General features: G+C 65.5%; 23 protein-coding genes. 14 read left to right on the top strand and 9 right to left on the bottom strand.

The window, feature by feature from the left end; genetic code table 11:
• The first annotated feature begins 24 nt into the window (after nt 1-24).
• Nucleotides 25-1,305 carry an acyltransferase family protein gene (locus IB243_RS02105; protein ID WP_192424656.1) on the top strand — a complete coding sequence of 427 codons (1,281 nt, stop codon included), beginning with the start codon at nt 25-27 and terminating at the stop codon, nt 1,303-1,305.
• Complete coding sequence (locus IB243_RS02100; protein ID WP_192424654.1) at nt 1,295-2,647, top strand: MFS transporter; 1,353 nt, start codon at nt 1,295-1,297, stop codon at nt 2,645-2,647. Before IB243_RS02105 ends, IB243_RS02100 begins: the two co-directional genes overlap by 11 nt.
• A gap of 112 nt (nt 2,648-2,759) precedes the next feature.
• On the opposite strand, the gene IB243_RS02095 is transcribed toward IB243_RS02100, so the two are convergent.
• Complete coding sequence (locus tag IB243_RS02095) at nt 2,760-3,419, bottom strand: NAD(P)H-dependent oxidoreductase (protein ID WP_192424652.1); 660 nt, start codon at nt 3,417-3,419, stop codon at nt 2,760-2,762.
• A 323-nt stretch (nt 3,420-3,742) separates the two neighbouring features.
• Between IB243_RS02095 and IB243_RS02090 the strand changes: the two genes are divergently transcribed.
• Both IB243_RS02090 and IB243_RS02085 read left to right on the top strand, forming a co-directional pair.
• Entirely contained in the window at nt 3,743-5,959 is a 2,217-nt protein-coding gene (locus IB243_RS02090) for an ATP-binding protein (protein WP_192424650.1), read from the top strand.
• 103 nt (nt 5,960-6,062) lie between these two features.
• Entirely contained in the window at nt 6,063-6,692 is a 630-nt protein-coding gene (locus tag IB243_RS02085) for an RluA family pseudouridine synthase (RefSeq protein ID WP_192424648.1), read from the top strand.
• Between the two features lie 113 nt (nt 6,693-6,805).
• Here IB243_RS02085 and IB243_RS02080 read toward each other — a convergent pair whose 3' ends face one another.
• Entirely contained in the window at nt 6,806-7,204 is a 399-nt protein-coding gene (locus IB243_RS02080; protein WP_192424645.1) for a DUF4902 domain-containing protein, read from the bottom strand.
• Nucleotides 7,205-7,307: 103 nt separating this feature from the next.
• Nucleotides 7,308-8,021 carry an autoinducer binding domain-containing protein gene (locus IB243_RS02075; RefSeq protein ID WP_057224049.1) on the bottom strand — a complete coding sequence of 238 codons (714 nt, stop codon included), beginning with the start codon at nt 8,019-8,021 and terminating at the stop codon, nt 7,308-7,310.
• A 220-nt stretch (nt 8,022-8,241) separates the two neighbouring features.
• Here IB243_RS02075 and IB243_RS02070 point away from each other — a divergent pair, with 220 nt between their 5' ends.
• From IB243_RS02070 to IB243_RS27340, 5 genes are all read left to right on the top strand, one after another.
• Entirely contained in the window at nt 8,242-8,796 is a 555-nt protein-coding gene (locus tag IB243_RS02070) for an acyl-homoserine-lactone synthase (protein ID WP_010458661.1), read from the top strand.
• Between the two features lie 40 nt (nt 8,797-8,836).
• On the top strand, nt 8,837-9,505 hold the full coding sequence (cysC, locus tag IB243_RS02065) for an adenylyl-sulfate kinase (protein WP_192424643.1): 669 nt from the start codon (nt 8,837-8,839) through the stop codon (nt 9,503-9,505).
• A 42-nt stretch (nt 9,506-9,547) separates the two neighbouring features.
• Nucleotides 9,548-10,579, top strand: coding sequence for a hypothetical protein (locus tag IB243_RS02060; RefSeq protein ID WP_010458657.1), 1,032 nt, complete (start codon nt 9,548-9,550; stop codon nt 10,577-10,579).
• Nucleotides 10,576-11,649: a sulfotransferase gene (locus IB243_RS02055; RefSeq protein ID WP_057224047.1), complete on the top strand. Its 1,074-nt coding sequence runs from the start codon at nt 10,576-10,578 to the stop codon at nt 11,647-11,649. Before IB243_RS02060 ends, IB243_RS02055 begins: the two co-directional genes overlap by 4 nt.
• Nucleotides 11,650-11,750: 101 nt before the next feature.
• The gene (locus tag IB243_RS27340; protein WP_192424641.1) at nt 11,751-13,403 is read left to right on the top strand and encodes a methyl-accepting chemotaxis protein; all 1,653 of its coding nucleotides are present in this window, start codon (nt 11,751-11,753) and stop codon (nt 13,401-13,403) included.
• A 116-nt stretch (nt 13,404-13,519) separates the two neighbouring features.
• Here the strand turns inward: IB243_RS27340 and IB243_RS02045 are convergent, their stop codons facing one another.
• A complete protein-coding gene (locus IB243_RS02045) occupies nt 13,520-14,404 on the bottom strand; it encodes an EamA family transporter (protein WP_010458650.1) in 885 nt (294 codons plus the stop codon).
• Between the two features lie 116 nt (nt 14,405-14,520).
• Here IB243_RS02045 and IB243_RS02040 point away from each other — a divergent pair, with 116 nt between their 5' ends.
• The 4 genes from IB243_RS02040 to IB243_RS02025 all read left to right on the top strand — a co-directional run bounded on the left by IB243_RS02040 (nt 14,521) and on the right by IB243_RS02025 (nt 18,260).
• Nucleotides 14,521-15,036, top strand: a complete 516-nt coding sequence (locus IB243_RS02040) for a MarR family winged helix-turn-helix transcriptional regulator (RefSeq protein ID WP_192424639.1) — start codon at nt 14,521-14,523, stop codon at nt 15,034-15,036.
• A gap of 39 nt (nt 15,037-15,075) precedes the next feature.
• Nucleotides 15,076-15,837, top strand: a complete 762-nt coding sequence (locus IB243_RS02035) for an SDR family NAD(P)-dependent oxidoreductase (protein ID WP_192424638.1) — start codon at nt 15,076-15,078, stop codon at nt 15,835-15,837.
• A 90-nt stretch (nt 15,838-15,927) separates the two neighbouring features.
• Complete coding sequence (bktB, locus tag IB243_RS02030) at nt 15,928-17,112, top strand: beta-ketothiolase BktB (protein WP_010458645.1); 1,185 nt, start codon at nt 15,928-15,930, stop codon at nt 17,110-17,112.
• 164 nt (nt 17,113-17,276) lie between these two features.
• The gene (locus IB243_RS02025; protein ID WP_192424636.1) at nt 17,277-18,260 is read left to right on the top strand and encodes a tripartite tricarboxylate transporter substrate binding protein; all 984 of its coding nucleotides are present in this window, start codon (nt 17,277-17,279) and stop codon (nt 18,258-18,260) included.
• A 198-nt stretch (nt 18,261-18,458) separates the two neighbouring features.
• Here IB243_RS02025 and IB243_RS02020 read toward each other — a convergent pair whose 3' ends face one another.
• From IB243_RS02020 to IB243_RS02005, 4 genes are all read right to left on the bottom strand, one after another.
• Nucleotides 18,459-18,896, bottom strand: a complete 438-nt coding sequence (locus IB243_RS02020) for a universal stress protein (RefSeq protein ID WP_192424634.1) — start codon at nt 18,894-18,896, stop codon at nt 18,459-18,461.
• Between the two features lie 125 nt (nt 18,897-19,021).
• Nucleotides 19,022-19,801, bottom strand: a complete 780-nt coding sequence (locus IB243_RS02015) for a 2OG-Fe dioxygenase family protein (protein ID WP_010458639.1) — start codon at nt 19,799-19,801, stop codon at nt 19,022-19,024.
• A gap of 149 nt (nt 19,802-19,950) precedes the next feature.
• Entirely contained in the window at nt 19,951-20,442 is a 492-nt protein-coding gene (locus IB243_RS02010) for a hypothetical protein (protein WP_010458637.1), read from the bottom strand.
• Nucleotides 20,443-20,703: 261 nt separating this feature from the next.
• The gene (locus IB243_RS02005) at nt 20,704-23,604 is read right to left on the bottom strand and encodes an EAL domain-containing protein (protein ID WP_192424632.1); all 2,901 of its coding nucleotides are present in this window, start codon (nt 23,602-23,604) and stop codon (nt 20,704-20,706) included.
• 189 nt (nt 23,605-23,793) lie between these two features.
• Here IB243_RS02005 and IB243_RS02000 point away from each other — a divergent pair, with 189 nt between their 5' ends.
• On the top strand, nt 23,794-24,168 hold the full coding sequence (locus tag IB243_RS02000; protein ID WP_057224037.1) for a PilZ domain-containing protein: 375 nt from the start codon (nt 23,794-23,796) through the stop codon (nt 24,166-24,168).
• A gap of 74 nt (nt 24,169-24,242) precedes the next feature.
• Here the strand turns inward: IB243_RS02000 and IB243_RS01995 are convergent, their stop codons facing one another.
• Nucleotides 24,243-25,928 (bottom strand): long-chain fatty acid--CoA ligase, encoded by a 1,686-nt coding sequence (locus IB243_RS01995; protein WP_192424630.1) that lies wholly within the window; start codon nt 25,926-25,928, stop codon nt 24,243-24,245.
• Nucleotides 25,929-26,033 lie beyond the last annotated feature (105 nt).

The raw sequence follows: 26,033 nt of genomic DNA, 5'->3' as shown, positions 1-26,033 counted from the left end.
CGTGAGGGCTCACAGTCGGTCCCTATGAATGGATCGACCCGCCCCCCAGAACCCGCAGCCCCGGGCCGACGGCTGCATGCCCTGGACAATTTGCGCGCCACCATGATGTGGCTGGGCATCGTGCTGCACGTCTCGGTCATCTACATGAGCCGGCCTTCTCCCCTGCCCTGGCACGACGATCAATCGACGTCGGTGGCGGACCTGCTGGTGGCCGTGATCCACGCGTTCCGCATGCCTCTGTTTTTTATCCTGGCCGGATTTTTTGTATCGGCCTTGGTGCGGCGCCGTGGCCTGGCAGGCACGGTACGCAACCGGCTGCGCCGCCTGGGCCTGCCCTTCGTGGTGTTATGGCCGCCCTTGTTTGTAGTCTGCGTACTGCTGGGTCTGATGTTCCTGCACCGCATGGCCTATGGCACCTGGGGCATCGACCGCAGCCTGCTGCCCCGGGGCCCTAACGTGCCCCAAGGCCCCTCCACTATGCACCTGTGGTTTCTGTGGATGCTGCTGTGGCTGACCTTGTTCACACCCGTGGTGTGGGCAGCAGCGCGTGCGCTCCCCAGCGGCGTGCAGAAGGCACTGGAGCGCACCACAGCCTGGCTGGGCGGCTCGACCCTTGGCGTGGTGGCACTTACCCTTCCACTGGCCTGGATTGGCGCCCACTATGACCACGGCATCGTCAGGCCCAGCGGGTCTTTTCTGCCGCCGCTGGCGGAATGGCTCCACAACGGGCTGTTCTACGGATTCGGGCTGTGCTTGTATGCGCAGCGCAGCGACCTGATGGCGCGCTACGAAAGGCACTGGCCCGTGCTGGCGAGCCTGGGACTCGCGTGCTTTCTGATCACCGCGTTCTTGTCGGAAGTGCTCGCCCAACCCGAGGCTTCGGCCTTTGCACTGGTCCTGGTCACCGGTTCCTTCACCGAGATCCTGGCCGAGCCCGTCTCTGCCACCCGGCACCTGCAGTTCTGGATGGCACTGGCTTACAACGCCGCGTCCTGGTTGTGGAGCTTTGCGCTGATGGGCCTCTTTCTGCGCCACGTCGGCCAGCCTCGCGCCTGGTTGGCCTACCTGGCCGACAGCTCGTACTGGGTGTACCTCGTGCACCTGCCGCTGACGATTGGTTTTGGCGCTCTGCTGTACGGCGTGCCGATCCCCGTCCTGACCAAGATGGCCCTCAACGTGCTGGCCACCACGGCCCTGTGCCTGGCCAGCTACCACCTGTGCGTGCGATTCACCGCCGTGAGCCAGTGGCTCAACGGCCGCCGGCACACCCGCAAATCTTTTGGAGACCCTGTTCATGCGACCTGAAACGCCCCATCACCCTTCGCCCCGCCCCCCAACGAGCCCTCCCCAGGACCCGCGGGCCGCGCTTTTCAAGGACCACAACTTTCGCTGGATGACGGTCGGCGCCTTCCTGTCCATGCTGGGGGACCAGTTCACGCTGATTGCACTGCCCTGGCTGGTGCTGCAGATGACAGGCGACACCCTGGTGCTAGGCACCGTGTTGGCCCTCATCAGCATTCCCCGTGCGCTGTTCATCCTGGTGGGGGGAGCGCTGGTGGACCGCCACTCGCCGAAACAGGTACTGATGGTCACCAAATACATCAACCTGGTGCTGCTGGCCGTGCTGGCTGGGCTGGTGCTTGCAGGCACCCTGACACTTTGGATGGTGTACGCGCTGTCGCTGGGCATTGGCCTGGCCACGGCCTTCAGCATCCCCGCAGGCACGGCCATGATGCCCCACGTGGTGGCACGCTCGCAATTGCAGGCCGCCAACGGCATCAGCCTGGGCCTGCGGCAGCTGACCATGTTCCTCGGACCCCTGCTGGCGGGGTTGCTCATTGCACTTTTTGGTACGGGCGACGCGGCCACAGGAGCCGCCGATGCACCGGCCCACGCCAATGCCACCGGCATCGGCATCGCTTTTGCGCTCGATGCCCTGAGCTTCGCCGTGTCGGCCTGGACGCTGTCGAAGGTGCAGACCCACGCAGCCAACCCAGCCCCTGCAGCAGCACCCCAGGCGGTGCTGGCATCGGTGGCGCAGGGCCTGGTTCATTTCTGGCGCGATGGCGAACTGCGCACCTGCTTTCTCTACTGGAGTGCCATTGCCCTGTTCATCATGGGCCCCATCCACATCGCCATCCCGGTGCTGGCCAGCAGCACGCCCCAGCTGGGCGCGGCCGCTTTCGGCATCATGGTGGGCGCCCATGGCGCGGGCACGCTGCTGGGCATGGTGGTGTCGGGCATGGTGCCGCGGCTGCGCATTGGCAGCCTGGGCATGACCATCCTGGCGTTCGACGCCATCATCGGCGCGCTGTTCATGCCCCTGGGGCTGATCACGGCTGTGTGGCAGGGCGCAGCACTGATGCTGGTCATCGGCCTGCTCGGCGGCTTTATGCAGGTAAGCGTGTTCACCTGGATCCAGCAACGTGTGCCGCCGGCCCTGATTGGCCGGGCAATGAGCCTGTTCATGTTCATCTTCATGGGCCTGGCTCCCATCTCTGCAGCGGTGACGGGCTGGGTGATGAAGAGCGTCACACTCCCTCAGTTGTTTGCAGCCAGTGGCGGCACGCTGGTGGTGCTGGCAGCGCTGGCCTTTGTGCTGACACCCATGCGCCGTGTGAACGACGCACCGAAAGCCGTGCGCTGAAACGCCAAAGCCCAGCCGCACGTTGAACGCGCGGCCGGGCTTCAGATACCGGCAAGACCCGCCGTAGCGCCTGCTATCAGGCACTACGGCGGCAGGCAGGCAAAGAAAGGTCTCAGACCTCGGTGATGAACTGCTCGCGAGGGCGGCGCACCTTCTTCAGATTGACCAGCCAGTCGCCTTCATCGGCACGGTAGCCCAGCGGCAGGATCGACACGCTGCGCAGGCCACGGGAGCGCAGGTCCAGGATTTCGTCCAGTGCGTTGGGGTCAAAACCTTCCATGGGGGTGGAGTCCACCTCTTCAAACGCAGCGGCGATCAGTGCGGCGCTCATGCCAATGTAGGCTTGGCGGGCGGCATGCTGGAAATTCACCTCGGCATCGCGCTGGGGGTAGCTCCCGAGCAGCATCTGGCGATAGTTTTCCCAGCCTTCGTTCTTGAAACCGCGTTGGTCATTGGTCAGGTCGAACATCATGTTGATGCGGTCGGCCGTGTAGTTGTCCCATGCGGCGAACACCAGCAGGTGCGAGCCGTCGGTGATCTGCGCCTGGTTCCAGGCGATGGGCTGGATCTTGGCGCGCACAGCGGGGTCCGTCACCACGATGATCTCGAACGGCTGCAGGCCGCTGGAGGTGGGGGCCAGGCGTGCAGCTTCGAGAATACGCTCTACCTTGTCCTGTGGAACCACCTTGGCGGGGTTCATCTTCTTGGCGGCGTACCGCCATTGCAGCTTGTTCAGCAGCGGTTGGGCAAGGGAGGTTTCGATGGGGTTCATGGCAAGAATTCCTGAAGATGGCTGAAAGGTTGATCGGCAAATGGGCGATGGTGGAACTGTAGAGAACCGTTTCCCCATCGGTAAGCCCCGCCACAGAAAAGGATTGTTCGCAATCGATCAACAATCGCGCCTTGAATGGGGGCCGGGAGCCATCAGCACGCGGCACCACGCGGGTTCTGCTCCGTTGCCTTGCACAGGCAGGCACCCGCCAGACCGCATGGACAAAGACTGCAGGCGTACACTCGTGACCATGCTTTCTGGCCCACAGCATTGCGCGGCGCGCGCACTTTCCCCGCGCCAAAACCCCTGGCCGCGCCTTTCCCATGAGTGAACCCGACCTGTCGTTTCTGGACCCTGAGGGGCGGCGGCCCGCCCCCGCAGAGCACCCACCCGGTAGTGCCACCCCGCATGCCCGTGCCCCTGGCACCCCGGCCGAAGGCCTCGTGGCCGAGTTGCGCGCCTACCAGGCAGAGCTGGAGAGCCAGAACAAGGTCCTGCGCTACAGCCAGACCGTGGCCGAAAGCGCCTACGAACGCTTCGAAACCCTGTTTGCCAGCGTACCGCTGGCCCTCATGGTGGTGGACGAGCACGACATGGTGGTGCAGGCCAACTCGATGGCCCACCGATCTTTCCAGCCCACCGAACGCGACCGCCCGCTCACGGCACTGATGCCCTTTGTGCGCCCGCAGGACGCCCGGCGCGTGCGCGAGGCCTTCGCACTGGCGCAGGACCTGGGCCGCAGCGAGGTCAAGGAGGTCGTTTTTTCCATCAATGCAGACACACCCATCACGGGCGACCTGCACATTGCGCACATCGAGGCCCCGCAAAGCAATGGCCCCCCGCTGCCGCAGTTTCTGTGTGCAGTGATCGACCAGGGCCCGCTGCTGGCCGAGCGCCAGGCGTTGCAGCACAGCGCCATTACCCTGCAGCAGCGCAACGAGCAGATCCGCGCCAGCGAGAAGCGGCTGGAGGCCATCATCAACTCTGCGCTGGACGCCATCATTTGCGTGGACCAGCACCAGCGCATCACCGTGTTCAACCCCACAGCGGCAGCGCTGTTCCAGTGCAGCGCCAGCGACGCGCTGGGCAGCACGCTCGACCGTTTTTTGCCCGACGCGGCGCAGGGGCTGGCGTTTGCGCAGCTCACCACCCAGGCCCTGCTGGGCGAGATGACGGCGCTGACCGCCAGCGGCAAGGAACTGGCCGTGGAGGTGAGCGTGTCGTTCGAGCGCCATGCCGAGGGCGAAACCACCACCGTGTTCGCACGCGACCTGACCGGCCGCAAGAAGGCCGAGGCGCACCGAAGCGAACTGGAAGCCCAGCTGCGCGAGTCGCACAAGATGCAGGCTGTGGGCACCATGGCGGGCGGCATTGCGCACGACTTCAACAACATCCTGGGCGCCATCCTGGGCAACGTCGAGCTGGCCAAGGCCGACTGTGCATCGGGCTCACCTGTGCTGGAAAGCCTGATGGAGATCGACAAGGCTGGGCGGCGCGCGCGCGACCTGGTGCGCCAGATCCTCACCTTCAGCCGCAACGAGCCACCGCAGCGCTCGGCCGTATCGCTGGCAGAGGTAGTGCACGACACCGAACGCCTGCTGCGCGTCACCCTGCCCCCGGCCATCGAGCTGCACATGCAGCTGCAGGCCGGCCTGCCTCCCGTGCTGGCCGACGCCACGCAGGTCGAGCAGGCCCTGCTCAACCTGTGCACCAATGCTGTCCATGCCATTGGCTCCGAGCGCGGCAGCATCCATGTGGAAGCCACGGCCGTGCAGCCCGACCAGCGCCTGAGCGAACGGCTGGGCCTCGCACCCGTGGACTACGTCGCCCTGACGGTGCGCGACAGTGGTCCGGGCATGGACGCTGCCACGCTGGAACGCATCTTCGAGCCCTTCTTCACCACCAAGCCCGTGGGCCAGGGCACGGGCCTCGGCCTCGCGGTCGTGCACGGCGTGATGCGCACGCACGAAGGCGGCGTGGACGTGCAAAGTGCACCCGGCCAGGGCAGCCGGTTCACGTTGTACTTTCCGGTCGCCCACATCGCCACGCAGAGCATCCTGGATGCGCAGCCCCCCCAAGTCTTGCAGGCCGCACCGGCATCCGCCGCGCCTTCGACGCCTGCCGCCACCGATGTGCCCGGCAGCGCGCCGCGCAAGAAGCACCATGTGATGTACGTGGACGATGACCAGGCCCTGGTGTTTCTGGTGCAGCGCCTCCTGCGCCGCCGGGGCTATGAGGTCAGCGGCTACACCGATCCGCACGAGGCCACGGCCGCGCTGCGTGCTGCCCCACAGGCCTTTGATCTGCTGGTGACCGACTACAACATGCCCGGCTTCTGTGGGGTGGACCTGGTGCGCGAGGCCCGCCTGATCCGCCCCGACCTGCCCGTGGCCCTGGCCTCGGGCTATGTCACGGCCGAAATCGAGCAGGCCGCGCTGGCTGAAGGCGCACAGGCACTGATCCACAAGCCCAACGACGTGGAAGAGCTTTGCGCCACCGTGCAACGCCTGGTGGGTGGCGACAACCATGCCCCGGGCTGAAGCCGATACGGTGGCGGCCCCAAGGGCGTCCGTGAATTCAAGGGTGCCCATGACCCCCACAGTGGCCGAAGGCACGGCAAGCACTGCAAGACACCCGGCCCCAATGGCACTGTATGAGGACGCCGATCTGCTGGTGCTCAACAAACCTTCGGGCCTGCTGTGTGTGCCGGGACGCGGCCCCGACAAGCAGGACTGCCTGAGTGCCCGCGCCCAGTTGTACTGGCCAGGCGCACTCATCGTTCACCGGCTGGATCAGGCCACTTCGGGTCTCGTGCTGATGGCCCGGCATGCCGACGCACAACGTCGCCTGAGCCTGGCATTCGAGCAGCGGCAGGTCCACAAGCGTTACCTCGCCGTCGTGCAAGGCCTGGTGGCCGAACCACCCGGCATCTGGGCTGACATCCACCTGCCCATCGCCGCCGATTGGGAGCGACGCCCCCTGCGGATCATCGATGCGCTGCAAGGCAAGCCCAGCCATACCCGCTGGCGCGCCCTGGCGCACAACACTGCGGCCGGAACCACCCGTGTCGAGCTGGAACCCGTCACCGGCCGCACGCACCAACTTCGCGTGCACCTGGCCGCCCTGGGCCACCCGATCCTGGGAGACGCGCTGTATGCCGATGCAGCCACCCAGGCACAGGCCCCGCGCCTGCTGCTGCATGCCGGAGAACTGGCCCTGACCCACCCAGCTACCGGCCAGGCCATGCGGTGGGAGCTGGCAGCTGATTTTTGAAGTGCTTTTTTGCGGTCTAGCGCTAGATAGACGTCATTTATTGCTATATATTTTATAGCGAATTCACTTTCCGTGTGTTCACGCTTCCATTCCGCAAAGCGCCAAGGCCTTGTTCAGTGGCTTGGCAGCAAGGCCGTCACCGATTGGCTCAACTCCTCCTGCCAGGGCAAGGCGTCCACCACCGTGGACAGCAGCTCGAGGTTCTTCTGCCACCCCGTGTCGTTGCCCGTGGAGTACACCAGCATGACGTTGCTGCGAGGCTGGCCCAGTCGCGCCCAGGCGAAGGGCCGCTGCGCGGTCCAGAGGCGGATATGCCAGTCCCAGCCGATGGACACCGTCGGGCGGGAAGCACTTACCCACTCGGTGTAGCCGCTGATGGTGGTTTCGCACCCGCACACTGCCCTTCGGGGCACCACCAGGTCCACATCCACCGCCGACATCAGGTGATGGATGGGCAGGGACAGCAATTCGTCAATCGACAGGCGCAGCAGGCCATCCGGCGAAACCCGCATAGTGTTCACACCCGCCCCCCACCGGTCGCCCCTGTTGCTTCCATCCCTGCACTGACGCAACCCGGCTTGGCGCAAGGGGTTGCAGCGCCAGCAGGCCGCGACATCAGCCCAGCAACCCCAGCATGGCGGCACGCACGGTGGCGGCCGTCTTGTTGGTGGTTTGCAGCTTGGTCACGGCATTCTTGACATGGAAGTTCACGGTGTTTTCCGACACATCCAGCAGCGAGGAGATGTCGGCAGAGGTCTTGCCGTCGGCGGTCCATTTGAGCACCTCGATTTCTCTGGCCGTCAGATGAGGCTGCATCAGTTCGGCCTGGCGGGTCGTAAAGATGCGCGACAGGATCAGGTGCGCAATGTGCGCCAGCCAGCGCATCTTCATCTCACTGTGGGCAATCTCTTCGGGTGTCAGGGCCTCGGACGGACGCGCCAGCGTCAGCATGCCGCGCACCCCGCCGCCGTCAATGCACGATTGCGCCCAACCAAAACGCAATCCGAACGATCGTGCGTCTTCCCAAAAATTCTGGGCCGATGCAAACACATCGTCCGACCAGACCAGCGGGGTCTGCTTGCGGCATCCGTGGAGCACCGTCGGATCGATCTGCACATAGCCCTGTTGCGCATACCGTTCCTGCCAGGCCAAGGGGTAGTTGTTCAACAAAATGGTCTTTGGGTTGGACAAGGGCATGGGTACCCGCAGGCCATAGGCGCAGTACTCAAACCCCAGAGCGTGCGCAGCGAGCTCGATTTTGCAAAAAACCTCTTGCTCTGACTGCGCGCGGTCCATCACCCCCAAAAGATCTTCTTGCCAGCTTGTCATAGGACTCCAACACCGAGCACCACCCCACAGAGACTGACCATCCGCACGCGAATTACGCGCCATCAACCGCCGTTACGTTTTTTTCACATTCTGGCGGCATTGAAGCCCTTTGGCGAGTTGATTTTGACCAGAAAGGCCGACGGAAACACCTACCAGAGTTGGTAGTTACAAATATCTTTCCGTGATTTTCTAATCGACGAAACTCACGAGGGCACCTCCAATGCGCATCACCTCCGGCTGCTCTGCTGAACTGCATCCACCATTGATGACCCGCATGGCCCGGTACCGGCACCGTGTTTTTGTGGAAAAACTGGGCTGGCAACTTCACTGCCGCGATGCCCTGGAGCTGGACCAGTTTGACCGGGACGACACCGTCTACGTCATCGCACAAAACGAAGACGGCGAGGTCATCGGCACCGCCCGGCTGCTGCCCACCACCCGCCCCTACCTGCTGGCCGAGGTGTTCCCGCAACTGCTCAACGGCGCCCCGGCACCGAACGCACCCGAGGTGTGGGAACTGTCCCGCTTTGCCTCGATGGACCTTTCGGGGCCTACGGGCTCCGCGCTTGACCAGTTCTCCTCGCCCCTCACCACCGGCCTGCTGCAGGCGGCCAGTCGCTGCGCCATGGCGCGCGGTGCCCAGCGCATGGTCACCGTCTCACCGCTGGGGGTGGAACGCCTGCTGCGCCGCACGGGTTTTGAATCCTACCGCCTGGGGCCACCGACCGTGGTCCAGGGCCATCCGCTTTTTGCGTGCGCCATCCGGTGCCAGTGAACGCGCTTGCCGCACGCCCCAACCGCCCCCTGGACTGACCATGCCGCTTCCCGCCTCACTCCAACCCTCGGCCAAGGACCCTGCCGCTGCAGCGAAAGGCCTGACGCCCCACGGCCTGCGGGTGGTGATCCCGCACGCTGGCCGGGTCACCGCCCCCCTGCGCGAGCAGTTGCTGCAGCAGCGCCCCGTCACGGTATGGCTCACGGGCTTGAGCGGTGCGGGCAAGTCCACTCTGGCCTACGCGCTGGAAGAACAGCTGCACACCCTCGGGTTTGCCAGTTTCGTGCTGGACGGAGACAACCTTCGGCACCGGCTCAACCGGGACCTGGGCTTCAGCGCGGCCGAACGCTCGGAAAACATCCGGCGCGTGGCCGAAGTCGCCGCCCTCATGAACGACGCCGGGCTGATGGTCTTCACCGCCCTTATCTCGCCCCAGTGCAGCGACCGTGCCATGGCCCGTGCGCTCATCGGGGAGCACCGTTTTCTGGAGGTGCATGTGAGCACCCCGCTGGACGTGTGCGAGGGCCGCGATCCCAAAGGCCTGTACACCATGGCGCGTGCGGGGCGCATTCCGCAGTTCACAGGGGTTTCCGCCCCCTATGAGGCGCCTGAATCGCCCGATTTCAGCATCGACACCGCCCACCTGAGCCTGGCCGACGCCTGCGCGCAGGTGCTCGCGCTCCTGCGCCAGCGCGGGTACATCCGCTAATGCCACCCGACCAGTTTCGCCCCTTTTTGCAAGACCTTTTCCATGTTCACTGATCGCTTCTCAGCCGCAGCCGCGCCCCCCGCCTCCGCACCCGCCGACCGTGGGTTGCAGGCCTACGACCTCTTCAATGGCGACGCCGACGGGCTGTGCGCGCTGCACCAATTGCGCCTGGTAGAGCCCCGCGACAACTTTCTCATCAGCGGCGTGAAGCGGGACATTGCCCTGTTCGACCAGCTGCCCTCCGGGCGGCCGCTGCAGGTGACCGCGCTGGACATCTCGTGGGACCGCAATGCGCAGGGTGTGTGCCGGGTGCTCAACGGAGGCGGCCAGGTGACTTATTTCGACCACCACAGCGCAAAAACCCTCTTTCGCCACCCGCGGCTCACGGCCCACATCGACACGAGCCTCGACGTGTGCACCAGCATCCTGGTGGACCGCCACCTGGGTGGTGTATTGCACCAGTGGGCCATCGTGGCGGCCTACGGCGACAACCTGGACGCCGTCGCCGATCGCATGGCGCGGGAACATGGCTGCACGGCAGGCACGCGCGGGGCGCTGGCGCAGCTGGGTTACCTGCTCAACTACAACGCCTACGGCGAAAGCCGCGAAGACCTGCACTTTTGCCCCGTGCAGCTGTACCGATCACTCCACCGCTTCGAGAGCCCGCTCGATTTCATGGCCAAGGCCTACGAATTCCGACGCCTGCAAGAGGGCCACGCCAGCGACCTGCAGGCCGTGCAGGACCTGGCCCCCTACACCACCAACGACAGGGCCAGCGTGTATGTGCTGCCCGACCGCGCCTGGGCCCGGCGCCTGTGCGGCACCCTGGCCAACCAGCTCGTGGCACGCAACAACGGGCGCTCGGTCGCCGTGCTCACCCCGCGTTCGGACGGCGACTTTCTGGTCAACCTGCGCATTGGCAGCGCCAGCGCCAGCCGTGCAGACATCTTCTGCAGCCGCTACCCAGCGGGTGGCGGGCGGCATGGCGCGGGTGGCATCGACCGCCTGCCCGACAAGGACATGGACCGCTTCATCAACGAGTTCTTTGCGCACCTGGAGGCAGACACACCATGAACCAGCCACCCCACACCCCGCGCCCGCTTCCGCTGCTGATGATTCCGCTGCGGCGCTGCGGCAGCCACGCGCTGCGCCTGCGTCTCAATGCCAGCCCTCAGTTTCATTCGCCCTATCCCCTGCACATCGTGGATTTCATGCCGATGGTGCCGCTGTATGGCGACCTGCGCGACGACAGCGCGTACCGGCAGATGGTCAAGGACGTGGTGGGCCTGCAGGCGGCCAGCATGGTGAAGTGGCCGGGGGTGCACTTCGACGCCGAAGAGATTTTCAGCGCCCTTCAGGGCAAACCCCGCAGCGTGCACCGCATCGTGTGGGAGCTGCTGCTGCGCAGCGCTGAACTGCACGGGGCCAGCGTGGCCATGGACAAGTCGCTGGACAGCGTCCACTACGCCCACGAACTGATGGAGCTGTTTCCCGACATGCGGTTCCTGAACGTGGTGCGCGACCCCCGGGCGCAGGTGGCGTCGATGAACCGCGCGATCATCCATGACTTCGATACCACGCTCAACGCCCAGGCCTGGGTCAAGGCCCACACTGCTGGCCGTGCACTGGCGCTGCGCTACCCGGACCGCGTGCTCACCATCCGCTACGAGGACTTCCTGAGCGACCAGGAGCACACGCTGCGGCGCATCTGCCAGTTCATCGGCATCGAGTTTTTGCCGCAGATGCTGGACATCGCAGCATCGCAGGAGGCGCAAGACCTCTCCCGCAGGTCCGCCCTGTGGGAGTCCAACTGCTTTGCCCCCCTGCCGGCCCACAAGGACAAGTTCAAGACCCAGCTGCAGCCGCACGAAATCGAGACCATCGAGAGCCTGGCGTGGGAGTTCATGCACTACTACGGCTACGAATGCATGACCGATGCCCAGGCCCCCCACCCCACGCCCGTGGTGGTGGCCCAGTGCCAGCAGCAGTCAGAGCGGCACCGCCGCGAGGCGTGGGAGCAGCTGCTGCGCAGCGCGCCACGCGACTACGCAGCCCGCCGCGTCCGGGCGGACTACCTGGCACGCGTGGGCCAGCGCCTGCAAAGCACCAGCTCTCTCGAAACCGGCGCGGCGGCCCTTTCCTGACACGCGCCTGCCAGCCCCACAAGACACCCGGACCGCCCCAGCCACCGGACGCCAGCACCCCTTCCACCCCCACTTCGCCACTGCATCCCCAAGGAGCCGCCATGCGCATCAAAGACCTGAAACTGGGCATTCGACTCGGAGTGGCATTTGGAATGCTGCTGCTGATCACCGTGGTCATCGCCACACTCGGTGTCTTGAGCGTGACGGCGCTGCAGCGCAGCAATGAACACATCGCCACCTCGGAGCTCAAGCGCCAGGGCCTCATGCACCAGTGGCAGACCGACATCCAGATGAACTGGCTGCGCACCGAGGCTTTGCTCAAGGCCAACGACGCGCCCTACACCAGCAAGCTCAAGAAGGACATGTCTGCAGTGGTCGAGGTGCAAAGCAAACGCATGCAGGAAGTGAGTGGCTACCTGTTGCCCGGCAAGGAAACACAGCTGTACGACCAGGCCATTGCCGCGCGCGACGCCTACCGCGTCAAGCGCACCGAACTCGTCAAGGCCAAGGAAGCCGGGCAAGACGTGGTCGCGCAGACCGATACCGTGCTGGCCCCCGTCTTCCAGAACTACGCGGCCGTGCTGCAAGAGCTGACCCATACGCTCGATGAAGGCGTGGCCACCACGTTGAAGGAAACCACCCGCAAGGCCGAGACCAGCACCGCCTGGGTGAGCGGCAGCACCGTGCTGGCCATCCTGGTGGGCCTGTTCCTGGCCTGGTGGACCACACGCTCCATCACCGCCCCGGTGCGGCAGGCGGTCCAGGCCACAACGGCCATCGCCGCGGGGGACCTGGCAACCCCCATTCCCCAGGGGGCCAAGGACGAACCGGGCCAGCTGCTCACCGAGCTGGCCCACATGCGCGACAAGCTGGCCGAAATCGTGGCCAACGTGCGGCAAAGCGCCGAAAGCGTCTCTACCGCCAGCGCAGAAATCTCGCAGGGCAACCACGACCTTTCAGCCCGCACCGAACGCCAGGCCAGCGCGCTGGAGCAGACCGCCGCCTCCATGGAGGAGCTGGGCTCGACCGTGAAACAGAACTCCGACAGCGCCCAGCAGGCCAACAAACTCGCCCTGAGTGCCAACAATGTGGCCGTGGAGGGCGGCAAAGTGGTGGCCCAGGTGGTGGAGACCATGAAGGGCATCAACGACAGCTCCAAGAGGATCTCCGACATCATCAGCGTGATCGACGGCATCGCCTTCCAGACCAACATCCTGGCCCTGAACGCTGCCGTGGAAGCTGCGCGCGCGGGCGACCAGGGCCGGGGCTTTGCCGTGGTGGCCAGTGAAGTGCGGGGGCTTGCGGGCCGGTCCGCCGAGGCCGCCAAGGAGATCAAGGAACTCATCTCCGCCAGCGTCAACCGTGTCGAGCAAGGCACTGCACTGGTGGACAAGGCGGGGCAGACGATGACAGACGTCGTCCAGTCGATCCGGCGCGTCACGGACATCATGAGCGAGATCAGCGCCGCCAGCGCCGAGCAGAGCGATGGCGTAGGCCAAGTGGGTGAAGCCGTCATGCAGATGGACCAGGCCACCCAACAGAACGCCGCCCTGGTCGAAGAAATGGCCGCTGCCGCCAGCAGCATGAAGAGCCAGGCCCTTGATCTCGTCAAAGTGGTCTCGGTGTTCCGTCTGGATACGGCAGGCAGCGGAGCCCCCCTGCACGCCGCCGGCCGGGCGCCCTCCCCACAGGCCCTCAGCGCCATGGCGCCAGTTGCTCGGGTAGGCGGCCCCCGTGCCATAGCAGCAGCCTGATGGCCGCGTGGGCAACGTTTTTTGGGTCTTTTAAGGTCCTAGCGCTTGAAGGGTCTCATAGTTTGCTACACAAAACATAGCAAACACACTACCATCCAGCCAAGATGTGCGGCCCCTTAAACCGGCTTCGGCCTCGACATGGCCCACTGCACGGCCAGGATGCTGCCCAGCACCACCAGCATGCCCACCAGCGCCACGCCCGTCATGGCCTGTCCCAGCAACAACCAGCCCAGCAGCACGGCCGTGACGGGGCTCAGCAGCCCGAGCGATGACACCGCCACCGACGGCAGGCGCGCAATGCCACGAAACCACAGGGCATAGGCCAGCAAGGCCCCCGCCAGGCTCAGGTAGACATAACCGCCCACCTGGGTGGCCGAGAGCGCAGGCAGCGGCGGGTCCACCAGCCAGGCCACCGGTGCCAGCATGATGCCGCCCGCCAGCAGCTGCCAGCCGGTGAACGCCAGCACCGGCAGATCTGACCGCCAGCGCCGCGACCAGAACGTGCCCGCCGCCATGCACACCGTGCCCACCAGCGCGGCGGCCACGCCCACCATGTCCCACCGCGCGCCCGGCGACAACAGCAGCGCGGCCATGCCCAGCACGCCCAAGGCCCCTGCCGCTAGCGCCAACCCAGGCGGGCGCCGATGGTCCATGCCCCAGACCAGGCCCATCACCACCAGCGGCCCGATGGCGCCCACCACGGCGGCCACCCCACCCGGCAAGCGGTAGGCCGCCACAAACAGCAGGGCCTGAAAGACCCCGATGTTGAGCGCCGACAGCACCATCAGCCGCCACCAGCCCTGCCAGTCGCCCCATGCGGGCCAGCGGCGGCACCACAACACCAGCAACAGCCCCGCAGGCAGCGTGCGCAGCAACGCGGCGGTGAAGGGCCGGTCGGGCGGCAGCAGCTCGGTGGTGACGATGTAGGTGGAGCCCCAGATGACCGGGCCCACAGCCGTGGTCAGCGCATCGAGCCAGGGGGAAGAACGTGTAGCAGTCATGTAGCGGCCATGCAGAGATCGATTAAAAACCAAAAACCGATTATCTATCTTCAATTCAAGACAAAACCCTAACATACAATCTCGAGTTCAAGATAAATTTACCCTACAAACAATCCATGGCCACCCAACGCCAACCCGACGCCGTGGACGCCATCCTGGCCCAGTGGCACCGCGAGCGCCCCGACCTGGATGTGGGCCCCATGGGCCCCATCGGCCGCATCAAACGTTGTGCCGCGCTGCTGCAGCGGCGGCTCGACGAGACTTTTTCCGAGTTCAACCTGAGCTTCTGGGAGTTCGACATGCTGGCCACGCTGCGCCGCAGTGGCGCCCCCTACTGCCTGGCGCCCACCACGCTGTTCTCGACGCTCATGGTCACCTCGGGCACCATGACACACCGCATGGGCAAGCTCGAGGCCCAGGGCTGGATCACCCGCCTGCCCAACCCCGACGACGCGCGCAGCTCGCTGGTGCAGCTTACGGCCGAGGGGCTGGCGCTGATCGACCGCGCGGTCGAGGCGCACGTGGCCAACGAACACCGCATCCTCGCCCCGCTCAAGGCCGCTGACCTGGCGGCGCTGGATGCGCGGCTGGCACTGCTGCTGGCGGCGCTGGAGTCGCCTGCGGATCAGTAGCGGCGCATGGACACGCGTACTGCGCAGTAACATGGCGGGATGCCACAAAATCACCTTTACATCCTCACCGGGGCCTCACGCGGCATGGGCCTGGCCATGGCCCAGCAGCTTTTGAAGAGCGGCAACACCCTGGTCTGCATTGCACGCAGTGCCAATGCCGATCTGACCACCGAAGCCAAGGCGGCAGGTGTCTCCATAGAGCAATGGCAACAAGACCTGTCGCAAGGGGAGCAGGCCGCGCACAAGCTGCAGGCCTGGCTCAGCGCTGAGGGTCCGCAGGCATTTGCCAGCGCCACGCTCATCAACAACGCGGGCGTGATACCCCACATAGCGCCTCTGTCGCACAGCGATGCCGCCGATCTGGCCCATGCCCTGCGCGTGGGCCTGGAAGCGCCCATGCAGCTCACCGCCGCTTTTCTGGGCGCCACAGACGCCTGGACGGTGCCACGCAAGGTGCTCAACATCTCCTCCGGCCTGGGCCGCCGCGCCATGGCCTCGCAGGCCGCGTACTGCGCCGCCAAGGCGGGCATGGACCATTTCACGCGCTGCGTGGCGCTGGACGAAGCCCTCAAGCCGCACGGCGCCAAGGTGTGTTCGCTGGCGCCGGGCGTGATCGACACCGACATGCAGGTGCAACTGCGGGGCGCCGCACCCGAAGCGTTTCCGGACCAGCAGAACTTTGCCAACCTCAAGACGGGTGGTCAGCTCACATCGCCCGCCGACGCCGCCACCCGCGTGCTGGCCTGGCTGGACCGTGCCGATTTCGGTGCGAACCCAGTTGCCGACGTGCGGGACGCGTGAACCAAAGCTCCTATTTTGATAGCTTCCAGCGCTTGATAGACAAGCGGCAGCGGCCCATTTGATTCGAAACCTCTCTGAAAGGACCTCCCCATGACCCGTGAAGTCGTCGTCGTCAGCGCAGTGCGCACCGCCATTGGCACCTTTGGCGGCAGCCTGAAGGACGTGCCACCCACCGAACTGGGCGCCCTCGTGGTGCGCGAATCGCTTGCGCGTGCCAACGTGGAAGGCAAGGATGTGGGCCATGTGGTGTTCGGCCATGTGGTGAACACCGAGCCCAAGGACATGTACCTGTCGCGCGTCGCGGCCATCCACGGCGGCTGCGGCGAGGGCACGCCCGCCTACAACGTGAACCGCCTGTGCGGCTCGGGCCTGCAGGCCATCGTCAACGCCAGCCAGTCCATTTTGCTGGGTGACACCGACGTGGCAATTGGCGCTGGCGCCGAGAACATGAGCCGCGTGCCCTTTGCCAGCCTGAACATGCGCTGGGGCGCCCGCATGGGTGACACCAAGATGGTGGACATGATGATCGGCGCACTGCACGACCCCTTCCACAACATCCACATGGGTGTGACGGCCGAGAACATCGCCGCCAAGTGGGGCATCAGCCGCGAAGACCAGGACAAACTGGCCGTGGAAAGCCACAACAGGGCCGAACGCGCCACGCAGGCCGGCGTGTTCAAGGACCAGATCGTGCCCGTCACGTTGAAGAGCAAGAAGGGAGATGTGCAATACGCAACCGACGAGCACTTCCGCCCCGGCGCCACCATGGACGACCTGGCCAAGCTCAAGCCCGTCTTCCTCAAGGAAAACGGCACGGTGACCGCTGGCAACGCCTCGGGCATCAACGACGCCGCCGCCGCCGTGGTGCTGATGGAAGCCGGTGCCGCCAAGGCCCGTGGCGCCAAGCCCCTGGCGCGCCTGGTGGCCTATGCCCACGCAGGAGTGGACCCCAAGTACATGGGCATTGGCCCGGTGCCAGCCACGCAGCTGGCATTGAAGAAGGCGGGCCTCACTGTCAACGATCTCGACGTGATCGAAGCCAACGAGGCCTTCGCGGCACAGGCCTGCGCCGTGACCAAGGACCTGGGCCTGGACCCGGCAAAGGTCAACCCCAATGGCTCGGGCATCTCGCTGGGCCATCCCATTGGCGCGACCGGCGCGCTCATCACCGTGAAGGCCATCCATGAGCTGCAGCGCATCCAGGGCCGTTATGCGCTGGTGACAATGTGCATTGGCGGCGGCCAGGGCATTGCAGCGATTTTTGAACGTATCTGACCGCACGCAGGGCACGGCGGCATCGCCACCGGCGATGCTGCCATCCTGTATCGGCAAGGTCTGCGCTGCGGAGGATCGGCGATCATCCGCGGCTGGCACCAAGACCAGGGCAGCGCACCCGCGCAGCCGCCCCATCGATTGAACCGACGGAGACATCTCTCACCATGATTCGCACCCTGCTTTCCCTCACCGCACTTGCTTTTGCCGTGGGCACCACCGCGCACGCCCAGGCTCCCGCACCGGCTGCGGCCTACCCCACCAAGCCCATCCGACTGATCGTGCCCTTCCCGCCCGGCGGCGGCACCGACATCCTCTCGCGCCTGGTGGCCACCAAACTCACCGAAAGCGCCAAGTGGACCGTGGTGGCCGACAACAAGGCCGGCGCGGGCGGCACCATCGGCATCGGCGAGGCCGTCAAGGCAGCACCCACGGGCTATGACCTCGTGATGGGCCAGAAGGACAACCTCGTGATCGGCCCCTGGCTCTACAAGAACCTGCCCTGGGACCCCACCAAGGACCTGACCGCCGTCGCCCATGTGGCCTACACGCCCGTCGTCATCGCCACCAGCGTCAACTCCAAGTACAAGACCCTGGCCGACGTGGTGGCCGCCGCCAAGGCCGCGCCCGGCACCATCACCTATGGCTCGCCCGGCAACGGCACGTCCATCCACCTGGCGGGCGACCTGTTCGAGAAGGCCGCTGGCGTGAAGCTCAGCCACATCCCCTACAAGGGATCCAACCCCGCGCTGATGGATGCACTGGCGGGCAACGTGGACCTGCTGGTCTCGTCCCTGCCCTCGGCCATGGGCCAGATCAAGTCCGGCAAGCTGCGCCCCCTGGCCGTGACCTCGGCCAAGCGCAGCTCGTCCCTGCCTGAAGTGCCCACCGTGGCCGAATCGGGCTTCAAGGACTTCGACGTGAGCACCTGGTACGGCGTGTTTGCCCCCGCCGGTACGCCCGCCGCCGTGGTCAATGCTGTGAACGCCGAAATCAACAAGCTGCTGGCCACGCCCGACATGAAGGCCGCCATCCAGGCCCAAGGCGCCGAACCCGAAGCCATGTCGGCGGCACAGCTTGGCTCCCTGCTCAAGACGGATTACGCCAAGTGGAAGGGCATCGTGGAAGCCTCGGGCGCAAAGATTGAGTAGCCCCCTGAGTCGCCTGCGGCGCCTTCCCCCAAGGGGGACGCACCCGGTGGCCTGGCAGAGCCCGATCCACGGGTGCACTGGCGGGGGTGGGTGCCTGCTCCACGAGCTGTGGAATGTGGGATGCGCGGAGGCGCGGCGTCATCGAGAACTGAAATGAAAAACGGCTCCTTTCGGAGCCGTTTTTCATCGGGATGGCGCTCAGTCCCTCACGACCAGAACCGGGATGTGCACCACGCCCAGCACGCGCTGCGTGACACTGCCCAGCACCAGCTTTTCAAGGCCTCGGCGGCCGTGTGAACCCATCACGAGGAGGTCGGCGCCCGTGCTCTCCAGCGCGCGCAGAATGCCGTCGTGCACGGCATGGCCCTCGCCCACCAAGGTAGTCACGTTCACGCCGGCTTCGGCCATGGCTTTGCGCGTGGCTTCCAGGGCTGCATTGGCTTCCGCCGTGGCGGCATTGATGTACTGGGCCTGGCCGTAGGCAAAATCGGCCCCCACGCCGGTGAAGGGATAGGGGTCTACCACGTAGACCGCGGTCACGGCGCTGCCAAAGGTCTTGGCCAGCGCGGCCGCCTTGGACACGGCCAGCATCGAGGTGTTGGAGCCATCGACTGGAACCAGAATGTGCTTGAACATGGTGCTTCTCCTTGGGTTGAATGGTGGACCCGGCTTGTGGCCCGGTTTCTATAACGCCAGTGTGAACGCCCACCATACCGCGCATCTTGATTCGCATCAAATCGGGCGCAGTCAATCACCCACGTTCAGCCCACTGCTGCGGCCTGCCCCACCACATCCGCCCCCTGGAAGTTGCCACGCCGACAGGTCACCACCAAGGTGTCGCGGTACCCGCCTTCGGACACGGGCTGGATGGGGGTGGACTCGTGGATCATGCGGGCATCGTCCAGCAGCAGCAAGGACCAGGGCTCGGTCAGCGTAAAGCGCTGGCCGCTGGGGCCTGCCGCCTCGAACACGCGTGTCTCTCCGCCCTTGACGCCTTCGCGCCCTACCAGGAAGACCGCCACCAGGTCCACGCCATCGCGGTGGGCGCCCTCAGGGGTAGGCCGGCCAATGCCGTCGGTAGTGTCGATGCGAAACTGGTGCGCCTCGATGAACCAGGGCACAGGCGCACCGGGGGGCGCAAACACGGCATCCGACACCCCGGCCAACGCGGCCAGCAGCTGCTGCCACACGGGCTGGGCCACAGTGCCAGGCTCCATGGGCGCAAACCAGCGCTCCATGCCGCCATGCAGCGCGTTGTATTCCACAGGCTGCCAGTGGGCTCGGTGCGATACCTGCTGCAGGCTCCCGCCCTGCGCCACAAAACACGCATGGCGGCGGCGGCGGTAGCGGCCGCCATCCTTGAGGAAATCATCCGGCGGCAATGCCGCCCAGTCGCCGTTCAAAGCCATCAAAGCCGCAAGATCGCAGCCTACCCAGCGGGCTACGTCGGCGGGCGACAACACGGCGTAGCCTGCCTGGCGCAGCTGGCTGGCGACTTCGGAGGGGGCCGTGAACGGGGGAGAAAAAGTGACTTGGGCCATAAGGGCCCGAGCTTAACCGCTGGCGCCAGGGTGCCTGCGGGGATGGCGCCCGCAAAGTACCGCCGGGCCTGCACCTGCTTTGTACGGCGCCACGCTGTGAGCAGCTGGCCGGCCGGTCCCGCCGTCAGCCAACGCCAGCGATCGATCCATCAATCGCGGTTGCCGTGGCCCTTGCCGTTGCCATGGCCGCGCCCCCGGTCATGGTCACGGTCGTGTTTACCACCGTGGCGGTGGTCATCGTCCCAACGGCGGTCATCGCGGCCGTGGCCACGGTGTGCGGGGCCACGGCGAGGTGGCGGCTCCTGCACAAAGTACACCGGCTGGTTGCAGGCGTTGTAGCGGCCGCAATGTTTGCCCCAGTTCTTGGCGTGGCCTGGCGGCACATACAGGTAGATCGGCGCGCGTGGCACCACCACCGCTGGGCGGTGGATGATGACGGGCTCTGCATAGATCAGCGGTGGTGGTGGTGCATTGCCGATGTTGATGCGGCCATACACGCCGGGCGCCAGTTCGCCCCCCACGGTGGCATTGACATACGCCTGGGCATGGGCCCCGCCAGCCGCAGCCAGCAGCAGCGCGGCCATCGCGCCAGACAAGAGAAGACGGATTGAGAGCATCGTGGTCATGGTGGTGTTTTTCATCGGGAACTCCTTGTTTTTGCCGCCTCTACCGGCCACAAGGTGGACGGTTGTGGGGGGCAGGCCCTGGTTTGTCGCAAGGCCTGCCACACCCTACTCCGCCTGGCGTGCAAAAGATGTCAGCGAATGGCGACAGAAACCGCACGCCCCAACGTCGGGGGCATCGCATTTTACAAGCCAAAATGGCCGTCACCGCTTATCAACAAAGCGCCTTATGCAATCAAAATGATAGCAATCACCCAATCCATCTGACCACTGCGGGCTTCACCCCCCTGTGCCAGCCAAGGCGTCCTGCAGCGCGCTGGCTGGCCCCGGCCGTCCAAACAGGTAGCCCTGCCACATGTGGCAGCCCAGACTGGCGAGCATGTCGCGCTGCTCGCAGGTTTCCACGCCTTCGGCAATCACGCCCAGATCCAGGCTGTGGGCCAGGGTGACGATGGTGCGGGCAATGCTGGCATCGTTGGCGTCGGTGAGCAGGTCGCGCACAAAACTCTGGTCGATCTTGAGCTGGTCCAGCGGCAGGCGCTTGAGATAGCTCAGGGACGAATACCCGGTGCCGAAATCGTCGAGCGAAAACCCCAGGCCCAGCGCTCGCAGCGTGGTCATGCGCTCGATCGTGTCCTCCACGTCGTCGAGCAGCAGCGTCTCGGTCAGCTCCAGCTTCAGGCGCTGCGGGTTGGCCCCCGTCTCTTCGAGCACGCCCAGCACCTCGTCCACGAAATGCGGGTGGCGGAACTGACGCGCACTCACGTTCACGGCCAAGGTCCAGTGCGCGGTTGTGGGGTCTTTGGCCCACTCCACCAGCTGCAGGCAGGCGGTGCGCAATATCCACGCCCCCAGCGGCACGATGAGGCCCGAGGCCTCGGCCACCGGAATGAACTCGGCCGGCGACACCAGCCCCCGCTGCGGGTGCTGCCAGCGCACCAGCGCCTCGGCCCCCACCATGCCGTGGGCCTGGCTGATCTGGGCCTGGTAGTGCAGCAGGAACTGGCCGTCGCGCAGAGCCTCGCGCATCCCGGACTCCAGGGCCGTGCGCGCCGTGACGGCAGCCTGGGTGCGCGGATCAAAGAACCGCATCGTGTTGCGGCCGGCCCCCTTGGCCTGGTACATGGCCATGTCACCCCGCTTGAGCAGCTCATCCACTGAGCCCTGCGCATCGGCATACAGCGCCACGCCGATGCTGCACGAGCTGTGGTACGTGTGGCCCCCAAGCGGGTAGCCTTGCGCCAATGCGAACAGCACCGCGCGCCCCACGGTTTCTGCCTGGGCGGCGGCTTCGTGGGCTTGTGGGCTCAGCCCCTCGATCAGCAGCACAAACTCGTCGCCCCCCAGCCGCGCCACGGTGTCGCCGCTGCGCACACAGCCGCCCAGGCGGGCCGCTACCTGGCGCAAGAGCTGGTCACCAAACTCGTGGCCCTGCGTATCGTTCAGATCCTTGAAGTTGTCCAGATCCACAAACAGCAGCGCCCCGCCCGTACCGGAGCGCGCCGAGGTGGCCAGGCTGTGCTGCAGGCGGTCGTTCATGAGGCGGCGGTTGGGCAGGCCGGTGAGCGGGTCATAGAACGCGAGCAGACGGATCTCCTCCTCGGCCGCCTTGCTGTGCGAGATGTCGGTCAGCGTGCCCACATAGTGCGTAACCTCGCCTTGTGCAGAACTCACAGCCGTCACCGTGATCCACGCTGGGTACACCTCGCCGTTCTTGCGCCGGTTCCACACCTCGCCCTGCCAGGCACCGGTGCTGCGCAGCGCACTGTGTAGGCTTTCGTAAAACTGCGCATCGTGGCGGCCAGACTGCAGCAATGCGGGGGTCTGGCCCACCAGCTCCTCCACCGTATACCCCGTGAGGCGTACATACGACTGGTTGGCCTTGAGGATGCGCTGGTCCGGCCCCGTAACCACCATGCCCTCGAACGACTCGAACACGGACGCCGCGATCCGCAGCGACTCCTCGGCCCGGCGGCGCTCTGTGATGTCGGTCGAGATGCCGCACAGCGCGTGGATGCTGCCGTCGGGCAGGCGAAGGGGAATCTTGACCGACAGGTAGGCACGGGTCACGCCATCGGCCAGGTGGGTATTGACCTCTTCCACCTCCAGCCGCTCGCCGTGCTCCAACACGCGCCTGTCGTTCTCCTGGATCTGTACGGCAGTGGCCGGGTCAAAAAAAGCCGTGTCGTCCTGCCCTACCACCTCGCTCGCGGGCCGCCCGAACAGCTCCAGGATATGGTGATTCGCATATTGGTAGCGATAGTCCCGCCCCTTGATGTAGATGAAGGCGCCCACGCTGTCGAGGATGGCCGCCAGCTTCTGCTCGCTGACCTGAAGGTGGCGTGTGCGCTCCTGCACCTTGCGCTGCAGCACCACGGCCGAGAGCGCGGCCAGCAGGCCGAACAAAGCCAGCCCCGCCACACCCCACCACACCCAGGGGGGAATGCGCGCGCCCTGCTCTTGCCCACCCCAGCGGCGCAGGACGTGGGTGTATTGCGCGTCCGCGCCGCTGCGCCAGTCCTGCACCGACCGATCAATGGCATCCAGCACATCGGCGTTGCGTCCGAGGCCGGTGGCAAAGTACAAGGTGGCGGGCTGGAACACGATGCCCGAATCCGCCAGCCCATACTGGGCCGCATGGAAGTTGCCGAACAGGTGGTTGGCAATCACCGCATCAGCATCGCCGCTCCGTACAAATTCGAAAGCCTCGGTCAGTGTGGACGCATCGATCAGCAGCACCGCGATGCCAAAACTGTCCATCATGCTCAGGAAGGTTGCGCGCTGCACCGAGCCCTTGAGCACCGCCACGCGCTTGCCCGCCAGGTCGAACATCGACTGGATGGAACTGCCGCGCGCGCGGTAGACCTGCGACCAGCTGTGCAGCACCGGCGAGGCATGAAAGTCGTACAGCCGCTCGCGCTCGCTGGTGCGGGCGACGTCGGGCATCAGGTCAATCTGCCCCGCTGCCAGCGCATCCAGACAGTCCTGCCAATCGCAGGGCACATAACGCAGTGTCCACTGCTCTCGGGTGGCTACCAGCTGCAGCAGGTCCACAAAGATGCCCGCGGGCTTGCCCTCCGCGTTCACAAACACCTTGGGCTCGTTGGAATACACCCCCACGCGCAGTTCGCGCGGAGCCGCCAGCGCAACGCCACAGGCCCACAGTAACGCCAACAGCACTGCCCATCGCAGCCAGCCGACGCAATGGCTCCCAAACCGATACACGCATGGACTCACAGCTTGGCCCTATTGAAATCAGGGAAATAAGACCCATGGTAACGAAAGCTTGCAAAAACATCCAAATGCAATCTACCTTCGTCGGGCTTGGAGTAGCATGTGTCCACCCACCGCTTCGCCCAGGAGACAGCGATGCCCCACGAACGCCGCCACTTTGTCCGCGTCGGCTTTGACGCACCGGCCCTGCTGACCACGTCGACCGATGCATTCAGCGTGCATGTGCTGGACCTGTCCCTCAAAGGCGCCCTGCTCATGGCGCCGGCCCAGGCGAACCTGGAGGCCGGCATGCTGTGCCAGCTCACCATCCCCCTGGCCGAAACTGGCAACCACATCGCCATGTCCACCGAAGTCGCGCATGTCGAAGGCCTGCACACAGGCCTGTTGTGCCGGGGCATTGACCTGGACAGCGTGACCCACCTGCGCCGCCTGATCGAGTTGCAGCTGGGCGACCCGGCGTTGCTGGAGCGCGACCTGGGCGAATTGACACTGGCGACCTCATCGCACTGACTCCTCCCATAGAAAAAGGGCTGCCGATGGCAGCCCTTGATGTCGCGCAAGAAGGCAAACTGCCGCCGCTGTCCCTACTGAGCCTCCTGCTCCTGCAGCGCCCGCCACATCACCTTGCCACTGCCGCTCTTGGGCAGCGCTGCCACAAAATGCACAATGCGCGGCACTTTGTACACCGCCATGTTCTCGCGGCACCAGTCGATGATCTGCTGCTCCGTCGTGTCCTGGTGCGTGGCGCGCAGCACCACGACCGCTTTCACGGTCTCGCCCCGGTAGCTGTCCTTGGCGGCAATGATGCAGGCCTCCTGGATCGCAGGGTGGCGGAACATCAGCGCCTCCACCTCCGCCGGCCACACCTTGAAACCGCTGGCGTTGATCATGCGCTTGAGCCGGTCGGTGAGGAAGAAATAGCCGTCCTCGTCCATGCGCCCCAGGTCGCCCGATCGAAAGAAACGCTTGCCTTCGAACTCGATGAAAGACGAAGCCGTGGCATCGGGCCGCTTCCAGTAGCCCTCAAACACCTCGGGGCCATGGATGATGATCTCACCTTGATCGCCCACCGGCACTTCCTGGAGCGTGTCGGGGTCGATGACACGCGCATCGGTGCTCATGAAAGGGATACCCAGGCACTGCTGCTTGGGATGGTCGGGCGGGTTGGAATGCGAGGGCGCCGCCGTTTCGGTCAGGCCATAGCCTTCCGAATAGCGCAATCCGTACTGGTCCAGCAGGCGCTGCGCCACGGCCTGCGGCATGGCCGCGCCACCGCCGCCGATATAGACCAGGCTCGACAGGTCATAGCTTGCAAAATTCGGGCTGCCCAGCAGGTCGATGACCATGGTGGGGATGTTCGTCCAGTTCGTGACCTGGTAGCGCGAGATGAGGCGCCCGGCCAGGTCGCGGTCCCAGCGGGGCATGATCACCAGCGTGGCCGCACAGTAGATAGAGGTGTGCATCACGCTCACCATGCCGGTGATGTGGAACATGGGCACCACCGCCAGGGTGACGTTGTCCACCGAGCCCGTGCCCCACAGGGCACCGGCCGCAGCGTTGTGCATGATGCTCTTGTGCAGGTGCATGCAGCCCTTGGGCAGGCCGGTGGTGCCGCTGGTGTAGGGCAGCAGCGCCAGGTCGTTGGGGCCCACCACCAGCTCCGGGGGCGCATCCTTGCAAGCCACGGCATCCATCCAGGCATAGGCCTGGCCGCCCTCCAGTGCGGGCAACGGGTGGCGTGTGCCCAGCCATTCCCGCCAGGCATCGGGCGGTGCATCAGCACCCGCCACATCCACATCGAACGCATCGCTGAACTGCGCCACCACCAGGTGCGCGAGGCGCTCGGCCGGCGGCAGCGCATTGCTGGCCTTGGCCATCTCGGCAGCCAGGTCGCCCGTGGTGAAGGCCACCTTGGTATCGGGGTCGGTGATGTAGTGTTTGAGCTCTTCCGCACGGTTCATGGGGTTGACCGGCACCACCACCGCGTTGGCCCGCAGGATCGCAAAGTGCGCCATCACCAACTGTGGGCAGTTCTGCATGCACAACACCACGCGGTCGCCGCGCCGCACGCCCAGGCCCACCAGCCGCGCCGCCAGGCGCTCGGCGCCTTCCATCAACTGCCGATAGCTGAGCGACTGGCCAAAGAACACCAGCGCCGTCTTGTCGGGATAACGGCGGGCACTGATGGCCAGGTTGTCCCACAGCGAGGTGGACGGCAGGGTGATGGACTTGGGCAGGCGGCGGGGCCAGAACTTGTAGTGAGGGCGCATGGAGCAAGGATTCCTTTGAAGTACGCAGCCTAGTTCGCATGGTGCCCGACGGCATTGGGGATGGCACTGATGGTGCGTCGCGCATGTGACGCGGAGGTACCGGGC

It is taken from the genome of Acidovorax sp. ACV01, from assembly GCF_014851495.1.
GTDB classification, from domain to species: domain Bacteria; phylum Pseudomonadota; class Gammaproteobacteria; order Burkholderiales; family Burkholderiaceae_C; genus Acidovorax; species Acidovorax radicis.
The sequence above is the reverse complement of the archived record's forward strand: the minus strand, read 5'-3'. Positions and strand labels throughout refer to the sequence as shown.

Coding starts and splice junctions, on each gene's coding strand:
- IB243_RS02100 (WP_192424654.1), top strand. CDS start 1,295: ATGCGACCTGAAACGCCCCATCACCCTTCGCCCCGCCCCCCAACGAGC.
- IB243_RS02055 (WP_057224047.1), top strand. CDS start 10,576: ATGAACCAGCCACCCCACACCCCGCGCCCGCTTCCGCTGCTGATGATT.
- bktB (WP_010458645.1), top strand. CDS start 15,928: ATGACCCGTGAAGTCGTCGTCGTCAGCGCAGTGCGCACCGCCATTGGC.
- IB243_RS02070 (WP_010458661.1), top strand. CDS start 8,242: ATGCGCATCACCTCCGGCTGCTCTGCTGAACTGCATCCACCATTGATG.
- IB243_RS02085 (WP_192424648.1), top strand. CDS start 6,063: ATGGCACTGTATGAGGACGCCGATCTGCTGGTGCTCAACAAACCTTCG.
- IB243_RS02090 (WP_192424650.1), top strand. CDS start 3,743: ATGAGTGAACCCGACCTGTCGTTTCTGGACCCTGAGGGGCGGCGGCCC.
- IB243_RS02020 (WP_192424634.1), bottom strand. CDS start 18,896: ATGTTCAAGCACATTCTGGTTCCAGTCGATGGCTCCAACACCTCGATG.
- IB243_RS02105 (WP_192424656.1), top strand. CDS start 25: ATGAATGGATCGACCCGCCCCCCAGAACCCGCAGCCCCGGGCCGACGG.
- IB243_RS02045 (WP_010458650.1), bottom strand. CDS start 14,404: ATGACTGCTACACGTTCTTCCCCCTGGCTCGATGCGCTGACCACGGCT.
- cysC (WP_192424643.1), top strand. CDS start 8,837: ATGCCGCTTCCCGCCTCACTCCAACCCTCGGCCAAGGACCCTGCCGCT.
- IB243_RS02000 (WP_057224037.1), top strand. CDS start 23,794: ATGCCCCACGAACGCCGCCACTTTGTCCGCGTCGGCTTTGACGCACCG.
- IB243_RS02075 (WP_057224049.1), bottom strand. CDS start 8,021: ATGACAAGCTGGCAAGAAGATCTTTTGGGGGTGATGGACCGCGCGCAG.
- IB243_RS01995 (WP_192424630.1), bottom strand. CDS start 25,928: ATGCGCCCTCACTACAAGTTCTGGCCCCGCCGCCTGCCCAAGTCCATC.
- IB243_RS02015 (WP_010458639.1), bottom strand. CDS start 19,801: ATGGCCCAAGTCACTTTTTCTCCCCCGTTCACGGCCCCCTCCGAAGTC.
- IB243_RS02060 (WP_010458657.1), top strand. CDS start 9,548: ATGTTCACTGATCGCTTCTCAGCCGCAGCCGCGCCCCCCGCCTCCGCA.
- IB243_RS02040 (WP_192424639.1), top strand. CDS start 14,521: ATGGCCACCCAACGCCAACCCGACGCCGTGGACGCCATCCTGGCCCAG.
- IB243_RS02095 (WP_192424652.1), bottom strand. CDS start 3,419: ATGAACCCCATCGAAACCTCCCTTGCCCAACCGCTGCTGAACAAGCTG.
- IB243_RS02025 (WP_192424636.1), top strand. CDS start 17,277: ATGATTCGCACCCTGCTTTCCCTCACCGCACTTGCTTTTGCCGTGGGC.
- IB243_RS02035 (WP_192424638.1), top strand. CDS start 15,076: ATGCCACAAAATCACCTTTACATCCTCACCGGGGCCTCACGCGGCATG.
- IB243_RS02080 (WP_192424645.1), bottom strand. CDS start 7,204: ATGCGGGTTTCGCCGGATGGCCTGCTGCGCCTGTCGATTGACGAATTG.
- IB243_RS02010 (WP_010458637.1), bottom strand. CDS start 20,442: ATGAAAAACACCACCATGACCACGATGCTCTCAATCCGTCTTCTCTTG.
- IB243_RS27340 (WP_192424641.1), top strand. CDS start 11,751: ATGCGCATCAAAGACCTGAAACTGGGCATTCGACTCGGAGTGGCATTT.